This is a genomic window from Chryseobacterium sp. B21-037 (assembly GCF_028570785.1).
GTDB classification, from domain to species: Bacteria; Bacteroidota; Bacteroidia; order Flavobacteriales; family Weeksellaceae; genus Chryseobacterium; species Chryseobacterium proteolyticum.
Genome location: NZ_JALGCB010000001.1, coordinates 4,098,572 through 4,124,404 on the forward strand (window position 1 = coordinate 4,098,572; position 25,833 = coordinate 4,124,404).

At 35.1% G+C, this 25,833-nt stretch carries 24 protein-coding genes and 1 riboswitch; of the genes, 20 read left to right on the forward strand and 4 right to left on the reverse strand.

All coding sequences use genetic code 11. The annotated features are described in order from the left end of the window. Positions 1-142: 142 nt before the first annotated feature. From MTQ00_RS18345 to MTQ00_RS18355, 3 genes are all read left to right on the forward strand, one after another. Positions 143-853, forward strand: coding sequence for a ferritin-like domain-containing protein (locus MTQ00_RS18345; RefSeq protein WP_172284454.1), 711 nt, complete (start codon positions 143-145; stop codon positions 851-853). A 27-nt stretch (positions 854-880) separates the two neighbouring features. Further along, entirely contained in the window at positions 881-1,699 is an 819-nt protein-coding gene (locus tag MTQ00_RS18350; protein ID WP_172284452.1) for a ferritin-like domain-containing protein, read from the forward strand. 108 nt (positions 1,700-1,807) lie between these two features. After that, positions 1,808-2,620, forward strand: a complete 813-nt coding sequence (locus tag MTQ00_RS18355; protein ID WP_273650562.1) for a M48 family metallopeptidase — start codon at positions 1,808-1,810, stop codon at positions 2,618-2,620. A gap of 72 nt (positions 2,621-2,692) precedes the next feature. Here the strand turns inward: MTQ00_RS18355 and MTQ00_RS18360 are convergent, their stop codons facing one another. After that, positions 2,693-4,315, reverse strand: a complete 1,623-nt coding sequence (locus tag MTQ00_RS18360; RefSeq protein ID WP_273650563.1) for an ABC-F family ATP-binding cassette domain-containing protein — start codon at positions 4,313-4,315, stop codon at positions 2,693-2,695. A gap of 119 nt (positions 4,316-4,434) precedes the next feature. Here MTQ00_RS18360 and smpB point away from each other — a divergent pair, with 119 nt between their 5' ends. The 5 genes from smpB (at position 4,435) to MTQ00_RS18385 (ending at position 9,169) form a co-directional block, all read left to right on the forward strand. After that, complete coding sequence (gene smpB / locus MTQ00_RS18365) at positions 4,435-4,893, forward strand: SsrA-binding protein SmpB (protein ID WP_172284446.1); 459 nt, start codon at positions 4,435-4,437, stop codon at positions 4,891-4,893. 77 nt (positions 4,894-4,970) lie between these two features. Further along, on the forward strand, positions 4,971-6,479 hold the full coding sequence (locus MTQ00_RS18370) for an OmpA family protein (protein WP_172284436.1): 1,509 nt from the start codon (positions 4,971-4,973) through the stop codon (positions 6,477-6,479). Positions 6,480-6,574: 95 nt separating this feature from the next. Beyond that, positions 6,575-7,315, forward strand: coding sequence for a YebC/PmpR family DNA-binding transcriptional regulator (locus tag MTQ00_RS18375; protein WP_172284435.1), 741 nt, complete (start codon positions 6,575-6,577; stop codon positions 7,313-7,315). A gap of 58 nt (positions 7,316-7,373) precedes the next feature. After that, positions 7,374-8,201: a UDP-2,3-diacylglucosamine diphosphatase gene (locus MTQ00_RS18380; RefSeq protein WP_273650564.1), complete on the forward strand. Its 828-nt coding sequence runs from the start codon at positions 7,374-7,376 to the stop codon at positions 8,199-8,201. Further along, positions 8,198-9,169: a glycosyltransferase family protein gene (locus MTQ00_RS18385; RefSeq protein WP_273650565.1), complete on the forward strand. Its 972-nt coding sequence runs from the start codon at positions 8,198-8,200 to the stop codon at positions 9,167-9,169. Before MTQ00_RS18380 ends, MTQ00_RS18385 begins: the two co-directional genes overlap by 4 nt. Here the strand turns inward: MTQ00_RS18385 and MTQ00_RS18390 are convergent. After that, positions 9,158-9,448 (reverse strand): GNAT family N-acetyltransferase, encoded by a 291-nt coding sequence (locus MTQ00_RS18390; RefSeq protein WP_172284432.1) that lies wholly within the window; start codon positions 9,446-9,448, stop codon positions 9,158-9,160. The two genes, MTQ00_RS18385 and MTQ00_RS18390, sit on opposite strands and share 12 nt — an antisense overlap. A gap of 92 nt (positions 9,449-9,540) precedes the next feature. After that, positions 9,541-10,290, reverse strand: a complete 750-nt coding sequence (locus MTQ00_RS18395; protein WP_172284431.1) for an RDD family protein — start codon at positions 10,288-10,290, stop codon at positions 9,541-9,543. Positions 10,291-10,317: 27 nt separating this feature from the next. On the opposite strand from MTQ00_RS18395, the gene MTQ00_RS18400 reads away from it, so the two are divergent. From MTQ00_RS18400 to MTQ00_RS18435, 8 genes are all read left to right on the forward strand, one after another. Next, positions 10,318-11,298 (forward strand): stage II sporulation protein M, encoded by a 981-nt coding sequence (locus MTQ00_RS18400; RefSeq protein WP_273650566.1) that lies wholly within the window; start codon positions 10,318-10,320, stop codon positions 11,296-11,298. Next, a complete protein-coding gene (locus MTQ00_RS18405; protein ID WP_228457061.1) occupies positions 11,285-12,244 on the forward strand; it encodes a DUF4013 domain-containing protein in 960 nt (319 codons plus the stop codon). Before MTQ00_RS18400 ends, MTQ00_RS18405 begins: the two co-directional genes overlap by 14 nt. Next, positions 12,237-13,031 (forward strand): DUF4129 domain-containing protein, encoded by a 795-nt coding sequence (locus MTQ00_RS18410; RefSeq protein ID WP_273650567.1) that lies wholly within the window; start codon positions 12,237-12,239, stop codon positions 13,029-13,031. The genes MTQ00_RS18405 and MTQ00_RS18410 overlap by 8 nt, the downstream gene beginning before the upstream one ends. A 14-nt stretch (positions 13,032-13,045) precedes the next feature. Continuing rightward, positions 13,046-14,209, forward strand: coding sequence for a DUF4350 domain-containing protein (locus MTQ00_RS18415; protein ID WP_273650568.1), 1,164 nt, complete (start codon positions 13,046-13,048; stop codon positions 14,207-14,209). Between the two features lie 61 nt (positions 14,210-14,270). After that, positions 14,271-15,302, forward strand: coding sequence for an AAA family ATPase (locus MTQ00_RS18420; protein WP_273650569.1), 1,032 nt, complete (start codon positions 14,271-14,273; stop codon positions 15,300-15,302). 104 nt (positions 15,303-15,406) lie between these two features. After that, positions 15,407-16,729 carry a DUF58 domain-containing protein gene (locus tag MTQ00_RS18425; RefSeq protein WP_273650570.1) on the forward strand — a complete coding sequence of 441 codons (1,323 nt, stop codon included), beginning with the start codon at positions 15,407-15,409 and terminating at the stop codon, positions 16,727-16,729. Between the two features lie 8 nt (positions 16,730-16,737). Next, positions 16,738-17,235, forward strand: coding sequence for a YegJ family protein (locus tag MTQ00_RS18430; RefSeq protein ID WP_172284421.1), 498 nt, complete (start codon positions 16,738-16,740; stop codon positions 17,233-17,235). A gap of 18 nt (positions 17,236-17,253) precedes the next feature. Then, a complete protein-coding gene (locus tag MTQ00_RS18435; protein ID WP_273650571.1) occupies positions 17,254-17,673 on the forward strand; it encodes an OsmC family protein in 420 nt (139 codons plus the stop codon). A gap of 287 nt (positions 17,674-17,960) precedes the next feature. On the opposite strand, the gene MTQ00_RS18440 is transcribed toward MTQ00_RS18435, so the two are convergent. Beyond that, positions 17,961-20,567, reverse strand: coding sequence for an MGH1-like glycoside hydrolase domain-containing protein (locus MTQ00_RS18440; protein WP_273650572.1), 2,607 nt, complete (start codon positions 20,565-20,567; stop codon positions 17,961-17,963). Between the two features lie 189 nt (positions 20,568-20,756). Beyond that, positions 20,757-20,865, forward strand: a riboswitch (SAM riboswitch). A gap of 63 nt (positions 20,866-20,928) precedes the next feature. On the opposite strand from MTQ00_RS18440, the gene MTQ00_RS22400 reads away from it, so the two are divergent. The 4 genes from MTQ00_RS22400 (at position 20,929) to MTQ00_RS18455 (ending at position 25,822) form a co-directional block, all read left to right on the forward strand. Then, entirely contained in the window at positions 20,929-21,918 is a 990-nt protein-coding gene (locus tag MTQ00_RS22400) for an alpha/beta fold hydrolase (RefSeq protein WP_373428017.1), read from the forward strand. A gap of 11 nt (positions 21,919-21,929) precedes the next feature. Continuing rightward, positions 21,930-23,468 (forward strand): ACT domain-containing protein, encoded by a 1,539-nt coding sequence (locus tag MTQ00_RS22405; RefSeq protein WP_373428018.1) that lies wholly within the window; start codon positions 21,930-21,932, stop codon positions 23,466-23,468. A gap of 115 nt (positions 23,469-23,583) precedes the next feature. Next, a complete protein-coding gene (locus MTQ00_RS18450; protein WP_273650573.1) occupies positions 23,584-24,744 on the forward strand; it encodes an O-succinylhomoserine sulfhydrylase in 1,161 nt (386 codons plus the stop codon). Positions 24,745-24,811: 67 nt separating this feature from the next. Beyond that, positions 24,812-25,822 carry a homocysteine S-methyltransferase family protein gene (locus MTQ00_RS18455; protein ID WP_273650574.1) on the forward strand — a complete coding sequence of 337 codons (1,011 nt, stop codon included), beginning with the start codon at positions 24,812-24,814 and terminating at the stop codon, positions 25,820-25,822. Positions 25,823-25,833: the final 11 nt, after the last annotated feature.

A 25,833-nucleotide genomic window follows, 5' to 3' on the forward strand; every position in this document is an offset into this window, starting at 1 on the left:
ATCGAGTCGCTTTTTAGATGTTCAATAGGTTATTTGGAAAAGTTTTAGAGAAAAGTTAACATTTTTTTTGATTTTGTAAATCCAAAGATAATTGATTGTCGTAAATGATATTAAATAACTAAACACTTTAAAAATTAATATTATGAAAAAGACGATTAATGTTTCTAGCCAGGGAGCCACACTGGATACCGGTAGAAGAAATTTCTTAAAACTCGGCGGCATTGGACTTGCCATGGCAGGTCTTGCATTAGTAGGCTGTGATGATAATGATGATTTTCAAATGACAGACGACCAGGTATTCGACCTTGGTAAAGGCGATGTCGGGGTATTGAATTATGCTTATGCTCTTGAGCAGCTCGAAGCAGATTTCTATACTAAAGTTGTTAACAGTTTTTATTCAGGTATTTCAACCATTGAAAAAGAATTATTTACTGACCTCTATCATCACGAATTAATCCATCGGGATTTCTTTAAAGCTGCAATATCAGGAGTTACTGCTAATGTACTGCCAAAGCTTGAATTTCAATATCCGGGTGTGAATTTTAATAACAGAAGTTCAGTATTAGCTACTGCTAAGGCTTTGGAAGATACAGGTGTTGCTGCGTATAATGCAGCAGGAAAGTATATTACGGATCCTAATTATTTAGTAATTGCAGGGAAAATAGTTTCTGTGGAAGCAAGACATGCTTCTGCGATCAGAAATCTTATCAATCCCGGATCTGCTGATTTTTCAGGGGATGATGTGATTGATGCCAATGGATTGGATGTGGCAAAAGAGCCAAAAGATGTTGTAATGGCTGCAGGAGGATTTATAAAGACACCTTTTACCTGGAAAGAAAGAGGCATTAACTAAATTATTTACTTTTAAAAACGTACTATTATGAACATTCTTAAATTACTAGATAGATTTTCTGATGATAAATTCTTTACAACAGAAGCATCAAGATTAGAGACCATTACAAATCTTTCAGCATTTGGAAAAAAAGCAGCTATTGCTTCTGTTCCTCTGGGCTTAGGAGTCGCAATGTCAACTCCGGCGAAAGCTGAAAACCGAAATACAACACCAGTTACAGGAAGCTTTTTAAAGAGTGCTTTAACCGATGCGTTACAACTTGCCCTGACGCTGGAATACTTAGAAAATGAATATTACAGTATTGGACTATCTACAGCAAGTTTAATTCCTAATGCTGACCGTACCGTTTTTATGCAAATTTCTAAACATGAGTCTGCACATGTTGGTTTCTTGAAAAGTACATTGACCTCTTTGGGAGTTACACCCGCATCGAAACCTACTTTTGACTTTACGGCGGGAGGTAATTTTACTCCGTTTACAGATTATAATCAGTTTCTTGTTCTGGCGCAAGCCTTTGAAGATACGGGCGTTAGAGCCTATAAGGGACAGGCAGGAAATGTAATGTCTAATAAAGTAGTATTACAAGCTGCTTTACAAATTCACTCTGTAGAAGCCAGACATGCTTCGCAAGTAAGAAGAATGAGAGGAAATAAAGGGTGGATTGAACTGGCCAACGGAGGAAACATGCCGTCTGCAACAAACCCTGTGTACGCGGGTGAGGATAATACAAATCAAGCCGGATACAATACTTCAACTGCATTTGGAGCTGCAGCAGGTTCTGCTGCTTACGATGAAATTTTAAGTGGTAGTGATGCAACAGCAATTGCATCTTTATTTATTGTGTAGGTGATTTCTTAATATTAGGTGTGGATCCTTTTCTGAAATTTTTCAGAAAAGGATTTTTTTGTTGAAAAAAATCATATATTCGCCGGCCAAAAGGAAAATAAAATTAATATGAAAAGAATTGTTTTAAGCGTATGCTTACTGGGAGCTGTTCACGCATTTCAGGGACAAAAAATTAGTTTAGGAAAAATTACAGATGTTGCTTCTAAAGGAGCGAAGGCGCTCACTTTTACCAATGAAGATGCTGTAAAGTTATCTAAAGAATCTGTAGAATGGATGGATAAAAATAATCCTGTAGCCGGCCCTAAAGACCCATACACCATCAGACTGAATAAACTTTTCGGTAAACATAAATCACAAGATGGTCTTAATCTTAATTACAAAGTGTATAAAGTAAAAGACATTAATGCTTTTGCCTGTGCAGACGGAAGCGTTCGCGTGTTTTCCTCATTAATGGATATAATGACAGATGATGAACTGCTGGCGGTAATCGGACATGAAATCGGTCATGTTAAAAATCACGATACTAAAGACGCTATTAAATCGGCTTATTTAAAGGCTGCGGCATTAGATGCTGCATCTTCAGCATCCTCTGCGGTAGCTACATTAAATGACAGCCAGATAGGGAAGATGGCTAATGCATTTATGGATGCTTCACACAGTAAAAAACAGGAATCTGAAGCAGATGTATACTCATACGATTTTATGAAAACGAATAAGTATAATGTCGTAGCAGAATATACAGCATTTAAAAAGTTGGCTTTGCTTTCCGAAGGAAGTACACAATCCGGTTTTCAAAAAATGTTTAATTCCCATCCAGATAGTGAAAAGCGCGCTCAGAATATTAAGAAAAGAGCAGAAAAGGATGGTCTATGGAAAGATCCTGGAACTGTCACGTTACCAACAACTAAACTTACTAAATAGTAAATACCTGAAAATAAAAAATCCTCAATTTATTTGAGGACTTTTTATTTATTTTCAATTTGCCTTGATCAATTAAGAATACATTTTTTCTCTTAATTCTTTTACTTTTTTATCCGCAAGATAATCATCATAACTCATCTCTCTATCGATAATTCCGTTAGGAGTTAATTCAATGATTCTGTTACAGACTGTTTGAAGCATTTCGTGGTCATGAGACGCCAGTAAAAGATTTCCTTTGAAATTAGATAAAGAGTTGTTCAATGTTGTAATACTTTCCAGATCTAAGTGGTTGGTAGGTTCATCTAACAATAGAATATTGGCTTTCTGAAGCATCATTCTACTAAACATACATCTCATTTTCTCACCTCCTGAAAGCACTTTACAAGATTTCAAAGCTTCGTCACCGGAGAATAGCATTCTTCCAAGGAATCCTCTTACAAATTCCTCATGGCGTTCCTCATCATTTTTAGTGAACTGTCTTAACCAGTCAACTAAGTTGATGTCTTCCTGGAAAAAGTCAGTATTATCGAGAGGCATATAAGATTGAGAAGTAGTAATTCCCCAATTGAATGTTCCTTTGTCTGGTTGTGATTCCCCAGCCAATACCTGGAAAAACTCAGTTATAGCCAATGAATTTTTTGAAAGAACTGCAACTTTATCTCCTTTTTTAAGGTTTAAGTTAATATCAGAAAAAAGAAGTTCTCCATCTTTAGATTTTTCAAGACTTTTTACTTCAAGAATCTGATCTCCTGCTTCTCTTTCCATTTCAAAAATAATCGCAGGATATCTTCTGGAAGAAGGTTTGATATCATCAATATTCAGTTTGTCAATCATTTTCTTTCTTGCTGTAGCTTGTTTTGCTTTTGCTACGTTTGAACTGAATCTTGCGATGAAATCCTGAAGTTCCTTCTTCTTTTCCTCTGCTTTTTTATTTGCCTGAGCTCTCTGTCTTGTTGCCAACTGAGACGCCTGATACCAGAAAGAATAGTTACCGGTATAAAGATTAAGTTTTGCATAGTCTAAATCTCCGATGTGCGTACATACGGTGTCTAAGAAGTGACGGTCGTGAGAAACAACAATAACGGTGTTTTCATAATCAGCCAGGAAATTTTCAAGCCATGCGATAGTGTCGATGTCAAGGTCATTGGTAGGCTCATCGAGAATTAAAACATCAGGATTTCCAAATAATGCCTGAGCTAAAAGAACTTTTACTTTGTCTTTGTTTTCTAGTTCACTCATCATCTGCCAATGCATATCATCCTTGATTCCTACGTTAGAAAGCATTGTTTGCGCATCAGATTCTGAATTCCATCCTCCCATTTCATCATAGATAACACCAAGCTCTCCAGCTTTGATACCATCTTCATCAGAGAAATCTTCTTTTGCGTATAACGCATCCATTTCCGCTTTTATCTCGAATAACTTTTTGTTACCTCTTAATACTGTTTCAAGGACATTATATTGGTCGTATGCAAAGTGATCCTGCTCTAAAACAGACATTCTTTTTCCAGGCTCTAATGATACACTTCCTGTGGTTGGGTCTTGTTTTCCGGTTAGTATTTTAAGGAATGTTGATTTTCCTGCACCATTAGCTCCGATAATCCCATAACAATTTCCTTTAGTAAACATAATGTTTACCTCGTCAAAAAGAACTCTTTTCCCGAATTGTAAAGATAAGTTAGATACTGTTAACATATAGTTTTGTAAATTTGGCGCAAAAATACGAAAAGAATTTGGGTAATTTATAATAATGTAATAGTCAAGTTTTTAAATGAAAGGTATTTTTGTATATTTCATAAAGAAATTTTAATATAATGAAGATCGAGAAAACAGTTAACATATTAAACAGAAGAGCCCGTTTTGAATACGAAATCATTGAAGAAATTGAAGCTGGAATGGTTTTAACAGGCACAGAAATAAAATCTTTACGTTCTTCAAAAGCATCCATTGCAGAATCCTTCTGTCAGTTTATTGATGGGGAGTTGTACATCATTAACATGATGATTGATGAATACAAATTAGGCACTTTTTACAATCATAAAACAAAAAGGGAACGGAAATTGCTCTTGCACAAAAAAGAATTACAAAAATTCGAGAAAAAGTTAAAAGATGCAGGGAACACAATTATACCTTTGAAGTTATATATTACGGATAAGGGAAAAGCTAAGGTCTTAATAGCCCTTGCAAGAGGGAAAAAGCTTTTTGATAAAAGGGAAGCGATAAAAGATAGAGAAAATAAACGAACCCTGGATAGAATATTAAAGAAAAGTTAAAAATCATTCAAAAAACTTTGTATATAAAGAAAAATTATATTTATTTTGCAATATCAATTATTTAATCATTTAATTCTATGAAAAATCTAAAATTAGGAATTTCAGCATTGGCACTTACTGTTGCTTCTACTGTATTCGCACAGACTACCAACAATCCGTGGATGATCGGAGTTGGTGCTCATGCGGAAAATCATACAGCTCAGAGAAACAACTTCAGTAATACTTTTGCTGCAAGAAATTTAACAAAGACTTTGTTCAATATGAACAACTTCTCTATTACGCCTCCATTATCTAAACTTACTGTAGCAAGAAATATCGGTAAAGGTTTAGTAATCGACTGGCAGACTTCAGTAGGGAACGTTGACAATAAGAGATTCAACAGCGGGAAAGAATTTTTCCTAATGACTGGTCTTGGTTTCCAAGCTAAGGCAGCGGGTCTTTTATGGAACGAGGAGTCTTGGTTTGATCCATACTTAAGAGTAGGTGCGAACTATTTAAGACATGATTATACTGCATTAACTTTCCCAAGAACTGACGCTAACGGTTATGTTATCAGTAACGGGGATAACGGTAATGAAAATGGTAAAGCTAACTTCTTTACAGTTTCTACTGGTGCAGGTATCAACTTCTGGGTAACTAAAAACTTCGGTTTAGGTGTTCAAGGAGATTATGTTTCAACTCCAGGTGATAAATCTACAGTTGCAAACTTCTGGCAAGCTTCTGCATCTTTGAACTTTAGATTTGGTAACAGAGATAGAGATAAAGATGGTATCTTAGATAAAGACGATCTTTGTCCTGATACTCCAGGTTTACCAGAATTCCAAGGATGTCCTGATACTGACGGTGATGGAGTTCCAGATAAAGACGATCAATGTCCAGATGTAGCAGGACCAGTTGAAAACAACGGTTGTCCTTGGCCAGATACAGATGGTGACGGTGTTATCGACAAAGATGATGCTTGTCCTACAGTAGCAGGTCCAGCTGAAAACAACGGTTGTCCTTGGCCAGATACAGATGGTGACGGTATCCTTGATAAAGATGATGCTTGTCCTACAGTTCCTGGATTACCAGAATACAACGGATGTCCTAAGCCTAAAAAACAAACTGCAACTGAAGTAGAAAACGAATTCAGAAATGTTTATTTCGATTTCAACAAGTCTTCAATCAAAGCTGAGTCTAAGCCAGCGTTAGATAGAGCAGCTGATATCATTAAGAAAGATGGAGGTCACTATCTATTAGAAGGAAGAACAGATGCTAAAGGTTCTGAAGTTTACAACTTGAAATTATCTAGAGAAAGAGCTGCTTCTGTAGTTGCTGCTTTAGATGCAAGAGGAGTAGATGCTAACGCACTTAAATCTGTAGGTGTTGGTAAAGCTAAAGCTACAGTTCCTGCAACAGCTTCTGATGCTGAAAGACAAGCTGATAGAAAAGTAGTTGTAACTGCTATCGAAGATGATGCTCAATGGAATTCAATCGCTAAGAAAGATTACGCTGATGCACCTGCTAAGAAAGCAGTAGCTAAGAAAAAATCTACAGCTAAGAAAAAAGCTCCAGCTAAAAAAGCTGCTGCTAAAAAGAAAAAATAATTAATTTTTCTAAATAATTAATACCTCCAAATTTTTTGGAGGTATTTTTTTTTCGTTGACTTTTAAGTAATTTTGTTCAAAATTTAAAAATAAAAATGGGAAGAGCGTTTGAATATAGAAAAGCTTCGAAAATGGCGCGTTGGGATAAAATGGCCAAGACTTTCTCTAAAATTGGTAAAGATATAGCGTTAGCAGTAAAAGCAGGTGGAGCAGACCCGGAATCAAATCCGGCGTTAAGAAGATGCATCCAGAATGCCAAAGGTGCAAATATGCCGAAAGATAACGTAGAAAGAGCAATCAAAAAAGCAAGTGGAGCTGATGCTGAAAACTATGAAGAGGTAACATACGAAGGGTATGGACAAGGAGGAGTTGCTTTCTTTGTAGAATGTACTACAAATAATACGACAAGAACGGTAGCGAATGTAAGAGCTGTCTTTAATAAATTTGATGGTAACCTGGGGAAAAACGGGGAACTTGCCTTTATCTTCGATAGAAAAGGGATCTTTTACATCGATCCAAGCCAGGTAAAAATGGATTGGGATGAATTTGAAATGGAGATGATTGATGGTGGTGCAGAAGATATTGATAAAGATGATGAAGAAATAATGATTACTACTGCATTTGAAGATTTCGGTTCTTTATCTCATAAATTAGATGAACTAAAAATTGAAGTTAAAAGTGCAGAGCTTCAAAGAATTCCAAACAATACAAAAGAAGTTACTGAAGAGCAGTTTAAAGCCAATATGAAAATGCTTGATCGCTTTGAGGAAGATGATGATGTACAAAATGTTTATCATAACATGGAAATTACAGAGGAGCTCATGAACTCTTTGTAAAAAAATAATATAACATTCATATACAGTTAACTTTCAATTAGTTTCTTTGCATAAAACTATGAAAAGAAACGTTGAATTAGTTGTTATTTCGGATGTGCATTTGGGAACTTATGGATGTAAGGCTAAAGAATTGTTAAGATATCTGAATTCTATTCAACCGAAAATTCTGGTTTTGAATGGTGATATCATTGACATCTGGCAATTCAAAAAGTCTTACTTCCCTAAACCTCATTTGAAGGTAATTAAAAAGATTCTCTCATTTGCAACAAAAAATACCAAGGTATATTACATTACCGGAAATCATGACGAGATGTTCCGAAAGTTTACCGATTTCGAATTAGGTAAACTTAAAGTCTGCAACAAAATCTGTCTTGATATTGATAAAAAGAAAACATGGATCTTTCATGGTGATGTATTTGATGCATCTGTTCAACATTCTAAATGGATCGCAAAACTAGGCGGAAAAGGATATGATTTGCTAATCATGATCAATAACGTCGTTAATTGGATCCTGGAAAAAATGGGTAGGGAAAAATACTCATTCTCCAAAAAAATCAAAAATAACGTAAAAAAGGCGGTAAAGTATATTGGTGACTTTGAACTTACGGCTTCTGAACTTGCAATAGATAATCATTACGACTTTGTCATATGTGGTCACATCCATCAGCCTCAAATTCGTAAGGTTAACAATAAAAAAGGCGCTTGCACTTATCTTAATTCCGGAGACTGGATAGAGAACTTATCAGCTTTGGAGTATCATGATAAAGAATGGAAGATCTTTTACTATGATGAGCATAAACACTTGCTGCAGGACGATGAAACAGATGAAATTCAGGATCTTGATACCAACGAACTTCTTAAAATTGTAACTAACTTTTCTGAATGAAAATCTTATATGCGTTTCAAGGCACAGGTAACGGACATGTTGCAAGGGCTCAGGAGATCATTCCTATATTAAAAAAATATGCTTCGGTTGATACTTTAATCAGTGGTCATCAATCGCAATTAAAGGCTGATTTTGACATTAACTTTCAATATAAAGGGATTTCCTTACTCTATAACAAAACAGGTGGTTTATCCTATCGAAAAACATTTACTGAAAATAAATTTATTGAGGCGGCAAAAACAATCAATGATCTGGAACTAAAGCAGTACGATCTCATCATTAATGACTATGAACCGTTAACGGGGTGGGCAAGCAAGCTAAAGAATCTTCCGATGATTGAGCTTAGTCATCAGGCTTCGATGAGTTTTGCTGAAACTCCAAAACCTAAAAAAAGAGATTTCCTGGGTGAACTTATCTTGAAGTATTATGTACCCAGTGAAAGAAGGATTGGTTTTCATTTTGAAAATTATCATCCACAAATAAAGAAGCCGGTCATAAGACATAAAATACGAAATCTTAATCCTGATAAAAAAGGATACTACCTGGTTTATTTACCAAGCTTTTCTGATGAAAATATTATTAAAGTATTAAAACAAATTCCTGTGCAGTGGAAGGTTTTTTCCAAGTACAGCAAAGTGAGACTTAAAATAAAAAATGTTGAAATATTCCCCATCGATGAAAAGGAATACCTGACCTGTTTTGAAAATTGTGATGGTATTTTATGTAATGCAGGTTTTGAAGCTCCGGCTGAAGCTCTCTTTATGGATAAAAAGTTGTTTGTTATTCCAATTCATAATCAATATGAGCAGGAGTGCAATGCCTGTGCTCTGGATACGATGGGAATTCCCAATTCTAAAGTATTAAAGCTTGGGGAAATAATGGAATGGGTAGCTTCAGATCATCACATTAAAGTAGATTACCCTGATGATATTGAACAAATACTGTTAAACGAGGTTTTAATTCTTTAAAAAAATATCATCTACATCATTCATTCTCATCATTACTGATCTGGCATAAGAACAATGAGGATACACTTTCCAATTGTTTTCTCTTGCGAATCTGATGGCCTCTTCTACGAGATATTTTCCCATTCCTCTGCCTTCAAATTCAGGATGCACTAAAACGAAGGATATAATGAATTTGTTTTCTTCCGGGAAGATGGTATAGGTCAGTCTGCCAATTTCTGTAAGTTCATTGTTTAGTGTAAGTACTCCTCCGTTTCCGGATTTATTGTTTTCAAATTTCATAATTAAAAGCTTAGTATTGTATCACGTGCAAAAACTGCACCGACTTGGATTCGAGTGTAATCTATGGACAAAGATAATTCCAAACAGAAATTCTAATTATCTTTTCCTGTATAATAGTTATAATCTTTGATGATAATATTGATAAACTGTCTTTCCGTCATTTTTACGGGATCAACTTCCAGTTTCAAAATATTCTTGATCTTGTCGGAAAGCTTACTGATGATTTGCCGGTCATCTACTCTTAGGGCCTTTGTGTAATTATCTTTAATAATTCTCATATCATTATCACTTAATGCAATAACCTGAGGGAATGAAGGAACATAATCCTCCTGTATGTTTTCCAGGATAGTATGAGAAATATTAATGCTATTTTTTAATGAAATAACAGCTGTGCCTGATGCGATATCCCCGAGGCGCTGATTATTTTTAGAAACAATCATGGAAATTAATCCGATAACACCCGCAAAAGATGTGTCTATTATCCTGAATACCCAACGGATCAGATAATCTCCAAAACCAGCCTGGTATCCGTCGATTTTTACCACACGGATTTTCATTACTTTTTTTCCGGGAGTCTGCCCTTCCATTAAGCTTTCCAAAACCAAAGGATAGATGTAAATGGGAAATGTGATGGCAATATAAATAGCCATCTGAGACCATTGATCCAGGCCATTTAATAAATATCCCAAATCAAGAAAATTGAAAAATACATAGAAAGTAACGACTGCATAAGCGACTTTGATCAGGAGATCTATAATAAATGCAAGCATTCTTTCTCCAACACTGGCAATGTTGAAATTAATATTTACATTTTGTGAGGTATTAATCGCAATTTGAGACATAATTTTTATTATTTTAGCCTTTAGATTATGAGAGAAGTTTATTTCATAAAACAAAATAAAGAAAAATGGTTGGGAATTGAACAGGTTATTCAAGGGAAAATAAAAAAAAATCCGGATGACCTGTCATCGTTGTATATCAACCTCATTAATGATCTTTCTTTTGCTCAGACTTATTATCCTAAAAGTAATACTACGGTTTATTTAAATCATCTTTCTTCACAGATATTCCAAAAAATTTACAAAACAAAAAGGGTAGAGGAAAACAGAGTCCTTTATTTCTTCAAAACAGAGGTTCCTTTGTTAGTGTATCAATACAAAAGATATTTGCTCTACGCGTTTTTGTTTTTTGCATTGTTTACTTCAATAGGAGTCCTTTCAGCAATTTATGATAAGGATTTTGTAAATATAATTCTGGGTGAAAGTTATGTGAATGAAACAATAGAGAATATTAAGAAAGGAAATGCGGTTGGTGTCTATCAAAGTGGTTCTACATGGGGAAGTACCATTGGGATTATCTTTAATAACATTGGGGTAGGTGCTAAATTGTATATTTACGGAGTTTTTGGAGGAGTCGGTACACTGTATGCATTACTTTCAAACAGTGTGATGCTCGGATCCTTCCAGTACTTCTTTTATGACTATGGGGCACTTAAGGAGAGTGCAAGAGGAATATGGTTACACGGTGTTTTTGAAATTTTCGCAATGGTTGTTGAAGCTATGTGCGGATTAATTCTCGGGGCATCAATTTTATTTCCAAGAACCCTGTCGAGATTCAACTCATTTAAAAATGGATTTAAAGATTCCTTCAAAATATTTTTAAGTACAATTCCTTTTACCATTTGTGCGGGAATTATTGAAGGCTATGTTACAAGGCATGCTTTAAAAATGCCATTAGCTTTAAATTTAATTATTATCCTAGGTTCGCTAACGGTTATCGGATATTATTATTTTATTTATCCATCCGTTGTCAATAAAAAAATTAAAAACACAGATGATGCAGCTATATAAAAAAAGAGATTTCGGGACCTTTATCAGTGATAGTTTTAATTTTTTCAAATTATATGGAAAGAATTATTTCAAAAACTATATTTTGCTAAATGGTTTGTTGCTGATTTTAATGACTACCATTTTTGTTTTTGGATACAGGGAACTGTTTTCCCAGATATTCGGGTCAAATATGAATGGTAACAGTTACTATTTTCAGCAATATTTTGAAGATAATGCAGGGATGTTAATTGTTGTTTGCTTGCTTACGTTTCTGCTTTTTTTTATCCTGGTGATTGTCAATTATCTTTATCCTGTTTTTTATCTGAAAAGACTTTCAAAGGGCGAAGAAAAAATAAGGACAGATGATATTCTCAGCGATTTTAAAAATAACGCAGGAAGAATAGGTACACTTTGCCTGGGAATGGTATTTATTGTAACTCCCCTGGCTTTGATTATGATCGGCATCTCATACGCATTGATACTAATTATCATCGGATTATTTATTATGTTACTGGTGTATCCGACATTGTTTAATGTTGTTACATTTTTGATGTATGATTATTTTAATAGTGGCCGCGGTTTTTTTGAGAGTTTAAGTTATTCGATAAGATCACAATTTTCTTATACCAACGGAAGGGAAAAGTCTCCTTACTGGAAGTATTGGGGAGCTACAACGATCATTTTTCTTATCATGTATACCATAACCACCATTTTCACATTTATTCCCATGATATTTTTCTACAGTTCAATTCTTACTTCAGCTCCTGATGGAAATTTTGAACAAAACCCCTTTCAGGGAGCTATGGGAGTGCTGTTTTTTGTGATTTATGGGATTTCCATGCTGCTTTCATTTTTTCTTTCAAATATTATGTATATCAATTCTGGATTGATGTATTACGATAGCAGGACAGACCTGCATCAGAAGGTGGAACTTGCAGAAATAGAAACCATCGGTAATAATGAATAAAATTATTTTTTTCTTACTGATCTTTTTCTCAACAGGATTCGTGTATGCTCAGGATGACATTGAATTGCCACCGGAAGCATATGTTGAAGATTCTTTGAGTACAGGGCATTATAAAAATATGTACCGTGCAGATTCGGTATTGATGGAGCACCCTGTTTCTGAAAACACGATTTATCCTAAAAAATTCAGGGAAAATCTTAAGTCAAGATACAAAGGAAATGAATTTGATTACACAACAATAAAACCCAGGGAATCTTTCTGGCAAAAACTGCAACGGAAAATAGCAAGAATTCTTGAGGGCATTTTCGGTGAGGATACCTTTGGAACCTCTGCAAAGGTTACCACTATTGTGATGCGTTTATTTGCCATTGTACTTATAGGTTTTCTTCTATATTTTATTGTCAGGTATCTCATAAGTAAAGATGGCAATTTCTTCTTTGGGAAAAAGAATAAAAAAGTAAATATCAATGAAGAAGAATTGCATGAAAATATCCATGAAATCAATTTTCCTGAGAGCATTGCAAAATTTGAAGTAACAGGAGATTACCGTTCCGCAGTACGTTATCAGTTTTTGTACGTTCTTAAAAAGTTGAGCGATAAAAAGCTTATCATCTGGAATCCTGAAAAGACAAATAAAGATTATGCGGCAGAGCTTAAAGCAGAATACCTGAAAAAAGAATTTTCAAACCTTTCTTATATATTTGATTATGTATGGTATGGTGAATTTAGCATTACCGAACAGGATTATTTAAAATTTAAAAATCAATATCAGACATTTAAGCCATAATAAAATCTTTAAAAATGAATAAAACTTTCAAAATATATGCTGTAATTTTCATCATTATCATGGTGATTCTGGCATTGCTTGAAGTTAATAAAAAGGAAGTTACAGACTGGCGAAAGAACTTTGATCCAAATGAAAAATCACCTTTTGGGTTATTTGTATTTAACAAAGAGTCTAAAGATCTTTTTAAAAATCAGCTTAAGAAAATAGCTGAAACACCATATGAATATTATAATGAGAATAAAAAGCAGTCTCACAATATTTTAATAATAGAAAAAGAAATTGACAGGGAATCCTGGCGCAGTATCTTGAATGAAGTCTCCAAAGGATCGGATGCTATGTTGATTGCAGGCAGGATACCAAAAGAAATTTCTGATAGTATAGGCTTTTATGCTTCTCAAATCTCTTTTGAAGATCAGAATGTGTTAAAGCTTACAGATAAGAAATATCAGAATGATTTTATTAACTTAGATAAATTTCCGTCTGGAAGAGGATTTTCTTATGTTAAACCCAGTGTTGAAATACTAGGAAAGACTGTTGAAAAGAATAACACGGATCAGGCAAATTTTATAAAAGTAAAGTTGGGAAAGGGAAATATTTTCGTTCATAGTGAGCCACTTTTTCTCACCAACTATTATCTTCTGAAACCTGGAAATATAAAATATGCACAGGATGTTTTTTCGTATCTTAACGATAAAGAAACCGTTTGGTTTGTGGAAGCTGCAGATGCCAAGGCTTCTTCCCGCTTTTTTATGAGATTTATTCTGTCAAAACCAGCGCTGAAATATGCATGGTGGGTATTTTTAGGAGGGATGATCTTATTTATTTTTTTCAATGCAAAAAGGAAACAGAGAATTGTTCCTGTAATAGAACCTCTGAAAAATACTTCTGTGGAATTTGTGAAAAGTATCGGAAATCTTTATCTGCAGGAAGGTGATTTTCATGATATGATGGCTAAAAAAGCCCAATATTTCCTGAATAAAGTTAGAATGGATCTTCTTATCGATACCCAGAATCTCGATAATGAGTTTGCAAAGAAACTGCAATTGAAAACAGGGAAAAATATAGAGGTAATTACCGAAGCTATTGCTCTTATCCGGAAAGCTCAGGATCCTTATGCTAGTGTAATGAAAGAAGATCTCACCAGAATGAATAAGATCCTGGATGAAATAATACGATAATAATATAACGATGTAGTAACTGTGGTTACGGATACATTGACAAATGATAAATTAAAATTGTATGGAAAACCTTGAGAACGAAAATGTAGAAAATAAAAGTTCTATAAATCTTGATAAAGAAGAAAACGATTTTCAATCGAGAATCGATATGATTGAACTCCGTGTGAGTTTAGAAAAAGTAAAAGCCGAAATAAGTAAGGTGATTGTGGGGCAGGAGAGTATGATAGAACATCTTTTGGCAGCGCTCCTTTCAAATGGACATGTTCTCATTGAGGGAGTTCCAGGAGTTGCAAAAACCATTACGGCAAAGTTGCTGGCAAAAACTATTGATGTAAATTTCAGCAGAATACAATTTACCCCTGATCTCATGCCTTCGGATATTTTAGGGACTTCAGTATTCAGCGTGAAAAATTCGGAGTTTGAGTTTAAAAAAGGACCTATTTTCTCCAATTTTATTTTAATTGATGAGATCAACAGGTCTCCGGCAAAAACACAAGCTGCTTTGTTTGAAGTAATGGAAGAAAGGCAGATTACAATGGACGGTATCCGATATACGATGGAGGAGCCGTTTTTAGTCGTTGCTACACAAAATCCGATTGAGCACGAAGGAACATACAGGCTTCCGGAAGCACAGTTAGACCGGTTTTTGTTTAAAATAAATGTTGGGTATCCTAATCTTGAACAGGAAGTTCTGATTATTAAGAATCAACATGAAAGCAGGACCGAAGATAAAACAGAAGCAGTAGGACGTGTTATCACTGCGCAGCAATTAAAAAACTATCAGCAGTTGGTGAAAGAGATCATTGTAGAAGCACAGCTGATGGAGTATATTGCTAAAATCATTGTAAATACAAGAGAAAATCAGTTTTTATATTTAGGAGCCTCACCAAGGGCAAGTTTAGCCTTACTTACGGCATCTAAAGCCTTTGCGGCTTTAAGGGGGCGGGATTTTGTAACTCCGGAAGATATCAAAGAAGCCAGTTATGCAGTGTTGAGACACAGAGTAATTGTTTCGCCGGAAAGAGAAATGGAAGGATTAAGTGCTGACGAAATTATCAGACAGATTCTGGAGGGAATAGAAATTCCAAGATAAATAATAAGTGATATTATAAAATTTCAAAATGTTGAAGAGAGTAATAGATTCCTTGTAGTGGATTTATAAGGCTGCTATAAAATCTGTTATCCACAACCTGAAAAATGAGAAACTTATACATTAATAATCGCTTTTTCTTTACGCTCATTGGAGTGGGGATACTTTATGTTCTGGCTTTTTTCTTTCCAATTTTTATTTATGTAGCTCATATTGTGCTCTTGCTTTGCTTTTTGGCTGCAATGGTAGATTATCTTTTACTTTTTAATCAAAAAGAAGGTGTTTTAGCACAAAGGATCTTACCTGAAAAGTTATCAAATGGTGATGAGAATCCAATAAAAATTGATATTAAAAATAATTATGGTTTTAAGATCAATACTAAAATCATTGATGAAATTCCGTTTCAGTTTCAGAAAAGGGATTTTTTAATTCGAAAAGAAATTGATCCCGGCAGAAATGCATTCTTTCAATATATTCTTGAGCCTAAAGAAAGAGGTGAATATAATTTTGGTAGCTTAAATGTTTATACTTCTTCTCCGATAGGTTTTGTTTCGAAAAGATATAGATTCCAGAAAAATGCAAATTTAGCGGCATATCCTTCTTTTGTTCATTTACGGAAATATGAATTAATGGCTCTTCAAAGTGAATTCTTATTGGGGGGTATCAAAAAAATCAGAAAGCTCGGCCATACCATGGAGTTTGAGCAGATCAAGGATTATGTTCCCGGGGATGATATCAGGACAATCAATTGGAAGGCTACATCAAAGACCAATCGTTTGATGGTTAATCAGTTTCAGGATGAAAAATCTCAAAGGATTTTCATGCTGATTGATACTGGACGAACCATGAAAATGCCATTTAAAGAGTTAAGTCTTCTTGATTATTCTATCAATGCGACAATGGCCCTGTCTCATATTATATTAAAAAAAGGAGATCGGGCAGGGATGATGACATTCTCTAAAAAAACTGAAAACAAGATAGCTGCAGAAAACAAATCCGGTCAGCTAAAGAAAATTTCGGAATCACTTTATAATATAAAAACCAATTTTTTTGAAAGTGATTTTAATCGCCTTTATCAGGATGTAAAATATTCAATCAACCAAAGAAGCCTGATTTTACTTTTTACAAATTTTGAAACGCTGGATGGTTTGAACAGGCAGTTAAAGTACTTGCGTGGCATTGCAAAAAATCATTTGTTGGTCGTTGTATTTTTTAAGAATTCGGAACTCCAGACTTTAATTCATAAGAATCCGGAGAGTATGCAGGAGATTTATGATGAAGTTATTGCTGAAAAATTTGAATTTGAAAAGAAACTGATCATTCAGGAACTACGGAAATATGGGATTTATACAGTATATACACTTCCTGAAAATTTAAATATCGATGTTATCAATAAATATCTGGAGATAAAAGCCAGAGGAATTTTATAATTTTGCCTATGAGAATAATAACTGTTATCTGTCTTTTGGCATTTCTGATAAATTGCCAGGAGAAGCGAGAAAAACTTAAGAGAGAAGGTAAACCCGATATCATGTATTTTAAAAATGCTGATGAGGAAATGAATAGTGCTGTAAAAAACGCGAAAGAAACTTTACCCGAATTTCAAAACGCGATACAAAGTAAAAACCCTGATTATTCCAATTTTACATTAAAACAGCAGTTTGACACATCTGATGGAGGTGGAGAACATATCTGGATCGGAGATATTCAGTTTAAGGATGGGAAATACTATGGGATTGTTCAAAATGAGCCGTTTGATAAAAAAATATTGGTCAAGTTAGGAGATTCGGTTGAAGTTCCCATTGAAAGAATTAGTGATTGGAAATATAATGACAAGAATATTGTAAAAGGGGCTTACACAATAAAGGTTGTAAGAAAATATATGAGTCCTGAAGAAAAAAAAGAAATGGATGCAGAAGGATTAATTTACGAATAAAGAAAAATATTAATTAGAATGAAAATTACATTAAACAGAATAAACGACGACTTTTTATTTGAGTGTACTAATTCTCAAGGAAATTCAATCCTTTTGGATAATACATCACAACCCGGAGCTAAAGGAGTTTCTCCCATGGAAAGTGTTTTAATGGCAGTTGCAGGATGTAGTGGAATAGACGTCGTGTCCATATTAAAAAAACAAAGACAGGATATCACTGGTTTTAAAGCAGAAGTAGAAGGAGAGAGAGTACCTGTCGATGATGCTAAGCCTTTTAAATCAATTAAAGTTCAGTTTTTTTTGGAAGGTAACATCGACCCCACTAAGGCTTTGAAAGCAGCGCAGTTATCATTTGATAAATACTGTTCTGTTTCTAAAACTTTGGAGCCTAATGTAGAAATCGGTTATGATGTATTTGTAAATGGGGAAAAAATTTAAGGATGTTATAAACAAAATAAAAAAGCCGGATTGTTAAAATCCGGCTTTATGCTTATTATGTGTTGTTGAGGGTATTTTCTTTCTTTAAGATTTAAACATTGAGTTTCATTTTCTTAAAGGTTAACGATGTAAATATATGAAATATTTATCAATAATCTATTATAATTATTATTTTTGTTATTTATTTTAGCTTATGGCTAAAACTAAGGCATCAATGATGTTCAATACTAAAGGTTAATTAATTGATAAAAAAAATGTACCACTTAAGAAAGTGGTACATTTTTATTCTATCTCGGTTTCATCAATTTAGCGACCGTTGCCGTCCATCCTGTTTGATGTGAGGCGCCAACTCCACGTCCGTTATCTCCGTGAAAATATTCATAAAAGGTGATATAATCTTTGAAATGCTCATTGTAATTAAACTTATTGTTTCCCCCATTAAAAGCTCTTTGTCCATTTTCATCTTTAAGGAATATAGAACATAGCCTGTTACTGATATTTTGTGCTACTTCATCCAGATTCCTTTTATCTCCGCTTCCTGTCGGTAATTCCACTTTCAGGCTGTTTCCATAATAGAAATGAAAACGCTGCAGACTTTCGACAATCAAAAAGTTAATAGGGAACCAGATCGGGCCTCTCCAGTTACTATTTCCTCCAAACATTCTGCTGTCACTTTCCGCAGGGGTATAATAAACCACATTTTCTGTCCCATGAACAGAGAAAATAAAAGGATTTTCTTCATATACTTTAGACATGGCCCTGATACCATAAGAACTTAAAAATTCTTTTTCATCCAGCATTCTTGTCAAGACTTTTGTTAGTCTGTTTTTACGAAGGATACTCATTAAATGTTTTCTGCCGTGACCTTCTTCATCCCAATGGGAAACCAGTTTCGTAAGTTCCGGCTTATTTTTCAGCACCCATTCCATTCTTATTTTAAAGTTGGGCATTTTTTCCAATAATCCGTGATCAATAATCTCCACAGCAAATAAAGGAATAAGCCCGACAATACTTCTTAAACGAAGCGTAACACTTTCGCCGTTCCCAAGTTGTAGTACATCATAGAAAAAACCATCTTCTTCATTCCAAAGGCCTTCTTTTCCATCACCCATGTTTTCCATCGCTTCCGCGATGTAAAGATAATGCTCAAAAAACTTAATGGCCATGTCTTCATATACCTGATAGTATTGGGCAAGTTCCATTGCAATTCTCATCATATTCAATGCATACATTGCCATCCAGCTTGTACCGTCTGCCTGTTCAAGATGCTCACCGTCTTTAAGTTCCATATTACGATCGAAAGCTCCGATATTATCAAGACCTAGAAAACCGCCGCCGAAAATATTTTTACCGTTTTTATCCTTACGGTTTACCCACCAGGTAAAGTTCAAAAGTAATTTTTGAAAAACCTTTTCCAGAAACAGGAGATCCGGTTTTCCATTGGTCTTTTCATCAATCTTAAATACCCTGAAACAAGACCAAGCATGGACAGGTGGATTTACATCACTTAAGTTCCATTCATACGCCGGAAGTTGTCCATTAGGATGCATATACCACTCTTTGGTTAACAAGAGAAGTTGGTTTTTTGCAAACTGGGCATCAATTAATGCATAGGGAACGCAGTGAAAAGCGAGATCCCAAGTAGCATACCATGGGTATTCCCATTTGTCCGGCATTGAAATAATGTCCTTATTGTGCATGTGGTTCCACTCTGTATTTCTTACATAATGATTGAAATCCCTCGGTGCATCAAAATTAGGATCTCCCTTAAGCCATTTCCCAACATTATAATGATAAAATTGTTTGTTCCATAATAGCCCTGCGAACGCCTGACGTTGAACATTTCTTTCATCATCATTCGTTACATCGTGCTGAACTTCTTCATAGAATTCGTTGGCCTCAGCAATCCGGGTGTTGAAAATCTCATCAAAATGATGAAATGGTTCATCGGTGTCGTTTGGCGCCAACCTGAAATCAAAGGTTTTTGATTGTCCCCCACCAATAATTTCTTCAATCACAAAAGCGGCTTTTGAACCTCTTTTTTCCGGATTAACGGTATTGGAGTTATGAATAATGTGATCGTTTATACCATCCTTGAAATAGGTGTTATCTGTTAAAGGAGCTCCGTATAATTTAGGTGTATTGGTTTCATTATCACAAAAGAGACTTTTGGCACCGGTATTTCTTGAATAGAATTTTTTGATGGAAATACTATCATGGTTAATATCAATACAACCGTTGTATGAGGCGTTTAGCTGACCTTTATAAGTATTATATCCCCATTTCCAGTTGTTACGGAACCAGGCTGTTGGAGCAACAACAATAGGTGCGTCGTTTTGGCTCCTGTTACAAACTGTGATACGGACTAAAAAATCTTCAGCATCTGCTTTACAGTATTCGATGAAAATATCAAAATATTCATCATTATCAAAGATTCCGGTATCAAAGATTTCAAATTCAGCTTCCTTTTTGCTTCGTCTGCCGTTTTCAGATAGCAGGTGATCATAAGGAAATTCATGGATCGGATATTTATACACCATCTTCATATAACTATGGGTAGGCGTGTTGTCCAGATAGTAAAAGATCTCTTTGATATCTTCACCATGATTGCCCTGGGGATTACTCAATCCGAAAAAACGTTCTTTGATCATTTTGTCCTTTTTGTTCCAAAATGAAAGAGCGAAACAAAAAAGCTGTTTGGTGTCCGATATTCCGGCAATCCCTTCTTCACCCCAACGGTAGGCATAACTTTCAGCTTTATCATGATTGGTGAAATTCCACGCATTGCCATTGGGACTATAATCCTCACGAACATTACCCCATTGTCTGTTGCTTACATAAGGCCCCCAGTTTTTCCATTTTATATCCTGTAATCTTTGTTTTTCTGCAGTCATAGTTCATCATTTTTCACTACGAAGGTAATTTTTTTGAAAAATAATTCCAATTTTTTCTATCTGAATAATTCTTAATACATCCTTGTAACTATAATGATTACAGGGATTTTCAGAATAAATTATTTTTTTCATGAAAAAATTAAATAAAATGTTATATCTTTGCACCATTCGATCATTCAAATATTGAAAATGTTATCAAGAAAGGTTGAGGGATTAGACCCGATGAAACCTTAGCAACCCTTTGCGCAAGCGAAGAAGGTGCTACGTTCTACCAAATTATTTTTTGGACAGATAACTTACTGAGTTTTTCAGCCATTTCCTGTGGCATTTTCAATTGTATTATAAATAATGTATAATAGAATTGAAAACAGAACTAAAACATATTAATCTTTCGTATCAAACTAATTCCGGAAAGGAATGCAATATCCCGTTGAGCTATCAGACCTTCGGGAAAGAGCTGTTTTCAGCACCTGTTATTTTAATCAACCATGCTTTAACGGGAAATTCCAATGTATCGGGAACAAATGGCTGGTGGAAGCAATTAGTAGGAGATGGCCAGGTGGTTGATACCAATGTCTATACGGTTTTGTGTTTCAATATTCCCGGAAATGGTTACGATGATTTTTTAATTGAAGAATATGAAGAGTTTACTCCTTCGGATATTGCAGGCATATTTTTAAAAGGGCTAGAATTACTTAACATTAAAAGTCTATATGCGATTATCGGAGGTTCTCTTGGTGGAGGAATAGGATGGGAAATGCTGGTTAAACGCCCGGAACTTGCAGAAGTATTTATTCCCATTGCCTGTGATTTCAGAACTCATGATTGGCTGCATGCGCAATGTATGGTTCAGAAATTTTTATTAAATGGAAATGACGCTCCGTTACAAAAGGCAAGAATCCATGCAATGCTATGTTATAGAACCCCACAATCTTTAAACGACAGATTTCAAAATAAATACAATACCGCAAAAAATAAGCTTGAATCGGAAGATTGGCTTGAATATCACGGAAAAGCTCTTAATGAAAGATTTAGTTTAAAATCTTATCAACTGATGAATCATTTGCTGATGAACATTAATGCCGAGGAAGAAAGGCTGGAGAATGTACAGGCACGAATGCACTTGATCTCCGTTGATACAGATTTGTTCTTTCCTGCTTCCGAAATCCGGATGTGTTTTGAAAAACTGAAAGGTAAAAAAAAGGATGTTTCTTATCACGAGATCACCTCAGTTCACGGGCATGATGCCTTCCTAATGGAATACAAACAATTAAATAATATCATTAAAACCATTTTATTACAGAAAGAAACTGAACAATTACAAGAAACCTGTAATAAAGCTAAACAATAAAGAATGAACAGATGAAAAATGTTAACGAAATAAAATTTTTAAAGAACAGATCAATCATCAAATTTGAAGGAGAAGATTTCTTAGGGGAAATCGGTATTGACGGTAGAATTTTTAAAGCACTTACTTTAGCCAGGATTAGTGTAGGAGTGATCTCACAACAGGCTATAGAAAACGGAATATCAATTTTGGTTCACGAAAACGATTCTGAAAATGCGGTTAATTGTCTGATTGAGGAATTTGAAGCGGAAAGGAAATCAGGAGCAGTATCTCAGATTTATAGTATTAATAACGTTTCAGTTCTGGGGTTTGTAGCTGAAGATTTTAATAAAATACTGGCGGAACTGGCAAGAAATAATGTTTTTCCTTTGCTTCTGAATCAGATAGCAAGTGAAAAAAGAGTAAATATTGTAGTTACCTCTTCTCAGGATGAGAAAACTAAGAATATCATTGAATCTGAAATATCCAAAAAACCTAAAACCGTTCATCTTGCAATCATTGGACATGGGAATGTGGGTAAAACTCTGATTGACCAGGTATTGGAATCTTCCGAAGAAATTAAGAGACGGAAAAAAATAGATCTTAAAGTAGTGGCTGTTGCTAATTCAAGAAAAATAGCATTCAATAAAAAAGGTTTTGGTCATAATTGGAATGATGAGGTTTTAGTTGCTGAAAACCCTTCCAATGTTGATGAACTGATCAGTTTCTCCAGAGAGAATCAGCTGGAGAATCTTATTGTGGTTGATAATACGGCGAGTAAGGATTTTGTTAAGAATTATCATGCTTTAGCTGAGAACGGATTTGATCTTGTATCTTCCAACAAGATTTTCAATACCCTTCCAATAGAAGAATATCGTAAACTAAGATATACGTTGAATAAAAATAACAGGCGATACCTTTACGAAACCAATGTGGGAGCAGGTTTGCCTTTGATCGATACCATTAAACTATTGCACCTGTCGGGGGAAAATATTACAAGAATTAAAGGCGTGTTTTCAGGTTCTTTAAGTTATATCTTCAATAATTTTTCAGTTAGAGATGAGAAATTTTCAACCATTATAGGAGAAGCAATGGAGAAAGGATTTACTGAACCGGATCCTCGTGAGGACCTTTCAGGAAATGATGTTGCAAGAAAGCTTTTGATTCTGGCGAGAGAGTTGGATCTGATTAATGAATTCAATGATATTAATATTCAGAATCTAATTCCTGAAAACCTTCTTTCTATTGACAAAAATGAATTCATTTCCAGATTGGGAGAATTGGACGAGGAATACCAGAAAATTAAACAAAATCAGGAGGCAGATCATGTTCTACGATATGTAGGCGATCTACATGGCGATCTTCAAAAAGAAAAAGGAGAACTTGATGTAAAATTAATTTCTGTGCCGGCTACTTCCGCATTAGGGCAATTAAAAGGATCAGATTCCATTTTTGAAATCTATACGGAGAGCTATGGTGAAAACCCTATTGTAATTATGGGAGCCGGTGCGGGAGCACAGGTAACCGCGAGAGGTGTTTTTGGTGATATTTTAAGAGTAAGTGAAACAAAATAAATCAATGTACGAATGTAACGATATAACAGTGTGCCGATAAAAATGGCTCAGATCAGATTCGATCGATTCATTGGTAAACTGTTGCATTGATACATGATATTAAAATTAAAACTATATGGAAAATTTTGAAACGTTTGCAATAAGGACGCAGACTGAACGAACTCAGTTTGATGAACATTCTACTCCGCTCTATCTTACATCCAGCTTTATTTTTCAGGATGCAGAGGATATGAGGGCGAGCTTTGCAGAAGAAAAATCAAAAAATTTATACAGCAGATTCTCCAATCCAAACGTTACTGAATTCACCGATAAAATTGTGAAAATGGAGGGTGCGGAAGCGGGATATGCTTTTGCTACCGGAATGGCAGCAATTTATTCAACATTTGCAACTTTGCTTGATGCCGGAGATCATATTGTAAGCTGCCAGTCTGTTTTTGGATCTACACACACACTTTTTACAAAGTATTTCCCAAAATGGAATATTGAGACTACCTATTTTAAGGCAGAAGATGCAGAAAATGTTGAAAAGCTTATCAAACCTAATACAAAAATTTTATATCTGGAAACCCCGACTAATCCGGCAATTGAGATTCTGGATCTTGAGTTTTTCGGGAAAATTGCAAAAAAACATAATCTTATCTTCATTGTAGATAATTGTTTTGCCACCCCTTATCTTCAACAACCTATCAGGTACGGAGCTGATATTGTGGTTCATTCGGCAACAAAATTAATTGACGGACAAGGAAGGGTTCTTGGTGGAGTTGCGGTAGGAAAAGAAGACCTTATCCGGGAAATCTATCTTTTTGCAAGAAATACAGGTCCGGCCATGTCTCCTTTTAATGCATGGGTTTTGTCTAAAAGTCTTGAAACTTTAGCCATCAGAGTTGAAAAGCATTGTGAAAATGCATTGAAAGTCGCTGAATTTTTAGAAAGCCACCCTAATGTTGAATTAGTAAAATATCCTTTTTTACCTTCACATCCAAGCTATGAAGTAGCAAAAAAACAGATGAAATTAGGAGGGAATATTGTCGCTTTTGAAATCAAAGGAGGAATTGAAGGAGGTCGAAAGTTTTTAGATAAAATAAAGATGTGTTCACTTTCAGCAAATCTTGGTGATACCAGAACAATTGTTACACATCCTGCTTCTACTACACATTCCAAATTAACTGATGAGGAAAGGAACGAAGTGGGAATCACTGCCGGCCTTGTACGTTGTTCTGTAGGTTTGGAAAACGTGGAAGATGTTATTGCTGATTTAAAACAGGCATTGGATTAACTCAATTGAAATGGGCTTTAGCCCATTTATGAAAAAAATATTAACGGCTTTAGCCACAATCTACAAAATGAAAAGTTCAGAACAATTATATAAGGCACTCTCCGAAAGAATTTTAGTTCTTGATGGGGCGATGGGAACGATGCTTCAACGATACAAATTTGAAGAAGAAGACTATCGTGGTGAGCGTTTCAAAGATTATCCGCATCTGGTTAAAGGAAATAACGACCTACTTTCCCTCACACAGCCTCATGCTATTGAAGAAGTTCATAGAAAATATCTGGAAGCGGGAGCTGATATTATCGAAACCAACACATTCTCGGGAACTACAATTGCAATGGCAGATTATCATATGGAAGACCTGGTTTATGAGCTGAATTATGAATCTGCAAAAATAGCCAGAAAAGTATGTGATGAATTCACGGCTAAGAACCCGGATAAGCCTAGGTTTGTAGCAGGATCTATTGGTCCTACGAACAGAACGGCAAGTCTGAGCCCTGATGTAAATGATCCGGGATATCGTGCCATTACATTTGATGAACTGAGAATTGCTTATAAACAGCAGTCCGAAGCTCTTTTGGATGGGGGTTCCGATATCTTGCTGGTAGAAACAATCTTTGACACCTTAAATGCTAAAGCAGCTTTATTTGCCATTGATGAAATTCAGGATGAAAGAGGAATAAAAATTCCGATAATGGTTTCAGGAACTATTACCGATGCTTCGGGAAGAACTTTGAGTGGTCAGACGGCAGAAGCATTTTTAATTTCGGTTTCACATCTGAATCTTTTGAGTGTCGGATTTAATTGCGCGCTGGGAGCTAATCAGCTGACACCTTATCTGGAAACATTGGCTCATAATTCGGATTTTTATGTCTCAGCATATCCCAATGCGGGATTACCGAATGCTTTCGGTAAATATGATGAGACACCCGAGTTTATGGCAGAACAGATACAAGAATATGTGGAAAAAGGTCTGATCAATATTATTGGAGGATGTTGTGGTACAACCCCTGAACATATCAGGGCTATAGCAGGCTTAGTGAATAAGTATGAGCCAAGAAAATTGAGGAAATTTGCATGATTTGATAGATT

Bases quoted from the DNA above. Each gene is read 5' to 3' on its own strand.
- MTQ00_RS18360 (WP_273650563.1), bottom strand. From the start codon at position 4,315: ATGTTAACAGTATCTAACTTATCTTTACAATTCGGGAAAAGAGTTCTT.
- MTQ00_RS18400 (WP_273650566.1), top strand. From the start codon at position 10,318: ATGAGAGAAGTTTATTTCATAAAACAAAATAAAGAAAAATGGTTGGGA.
- MTQ00_RS18440 (WP_273650572.1), bottom strand. From the start codon at position 20,567: ATGACTGCAGAAAAACAAAGATTACAGGATATAAAATGGAAAAACTGG.
- MTQ00_RS18350 (WP_172284452.1), top strand. From the start codon at position 881: ATGAACATTCTTAAATTACTAGATAGATTTTCTGATGATAAATTCTTT.
- MTQ00_RS18455 (WP_273650574.1), top strand. From the start codon at position 24,812: ATGAAAAGTTCAGAACAATTATATAAGGCACTCTCCGAAAGAATTTTA.
- MTQ00_RS18425 (WP_273650570.1), top strand. From the start codon at position 15,407: ATGAGAAACTTATACATTAATAATCGCTTTTTCTTTACGCTCATTGGA.
- MTQ00_RS18420 (WP_273650569.1), top strand. From the start codon at position 14,271: ATGGAAAACCTTGAGAACGAAAATGTAGAAAATAAAAGTTCTATAAAT.
- MTQ00_RS18370 (WP_172284436.1), top strand. From the start codon at position 4,971: ATGAAAAATCTAAAATTAGGAATTTCAGCATTGGCACTTACTGTTGCT.
- smpB (WP_172284446.1), top strand. From the start codon at position 4,435: ATGAAGATCGAGAAAACAGTTAACATATTAAACAGAAGAGCCCGTTTT.
- MTQ00_RS22405 (WP_373428018.1), top strand. From the start codon at position 21,930: ATGAAAAATGTTAACGAAATAAAATTTTTAAAGAACAGATCAATCATC.
- MTQ00_RS18415 (WP_273650568.1), top strand. From the start codon at position 13,046: ATGAATAAAACTTTCAAAATATATGCTGTAATTTTCATCATTATCATG.
- MTQ00_RS18375 (WP_172284435.1), top strand. From the start codon at position 6,575: ATGGGAAGAGCGTTTGAATATAGAAAAGCTTCGAAAATGGCGCGTTGG.
- MTQ00_RS18385 (WP_273650565.1), top strand. From the start codon at position 8,198: ATGAAAATCTTATATGCGTTTCAAGGCACAGGTAACGGACATGTTGCA.
- MTQ00_RS18410 (WP_273650567.1), top strand. From the start codon at position 12,237: ATGAATAAAATTATTTTTTTCTTACTGATCTTTTTCTCAACAGGATTC.
- MTQ00_RS18450 (WP_273650573.1), top strand. From the start codon at position 23,584: ATGGAAAATTTTGAAACGTTTGCAATAAGGACGCAGACTGAACGAACT.
- MTQ00_RS18435 (WP_273650571.1), top strand. From the start codon at position 17,254: ATGAAAATTACATTAAACAGAATAAACGACGACTTTTTATTTGAGTGT.
- MTQ00_RS18345 (WP_172284454.1), top strand. From the start codon at position 143: ATGAAAAAGACGATTAATGTTTCTAGCCAGGGAGCCACACTGGATACC.
- MTQ00_RS18390 (WP_172284432.1), bottom strand. From the start codon at position 9,448: ATGAAATTTGAAAACAATAAATCCGGAAACGGAGGAGTACTTACACTA.
- MTQ00_RS18395 (WP_172284431.1), bottom strand. From the start codon at position 10,290: ATGTCTCAAATTGCGATTAATACCTCACAAAATGTAAATATTAATTTC.
- MTQ00_RS18405 (WP_228457061.1), top strand. From the start codon at position 11,285: ATGCAGCTATATAAAAAAAGAGATTTCGGGACCTTTATCAGTGATAGT.
- MTQ00_RS18380 (WP_273650564.1), top strand. From the start codon at position 7,374: ATGAAAAGAAACGTTGAATTAGTTGTTATTTCGGATGTGCATTTGGGA.
- MTQ00_RS18355 (WP_273650562.1), top strand. From the start codon at position 1,808: ATGAAAAGAATTGTTTTAAGCGTATGCTTACTGGGAGCTGTTCACGCA.
- MTQ00_RS18430 (WP_172284421.1), top strand. From the start codon at position 16,738: ATGAGAATAATAACTGTTATCTGTCTTTTGGCATTTCTGATAAATTGC.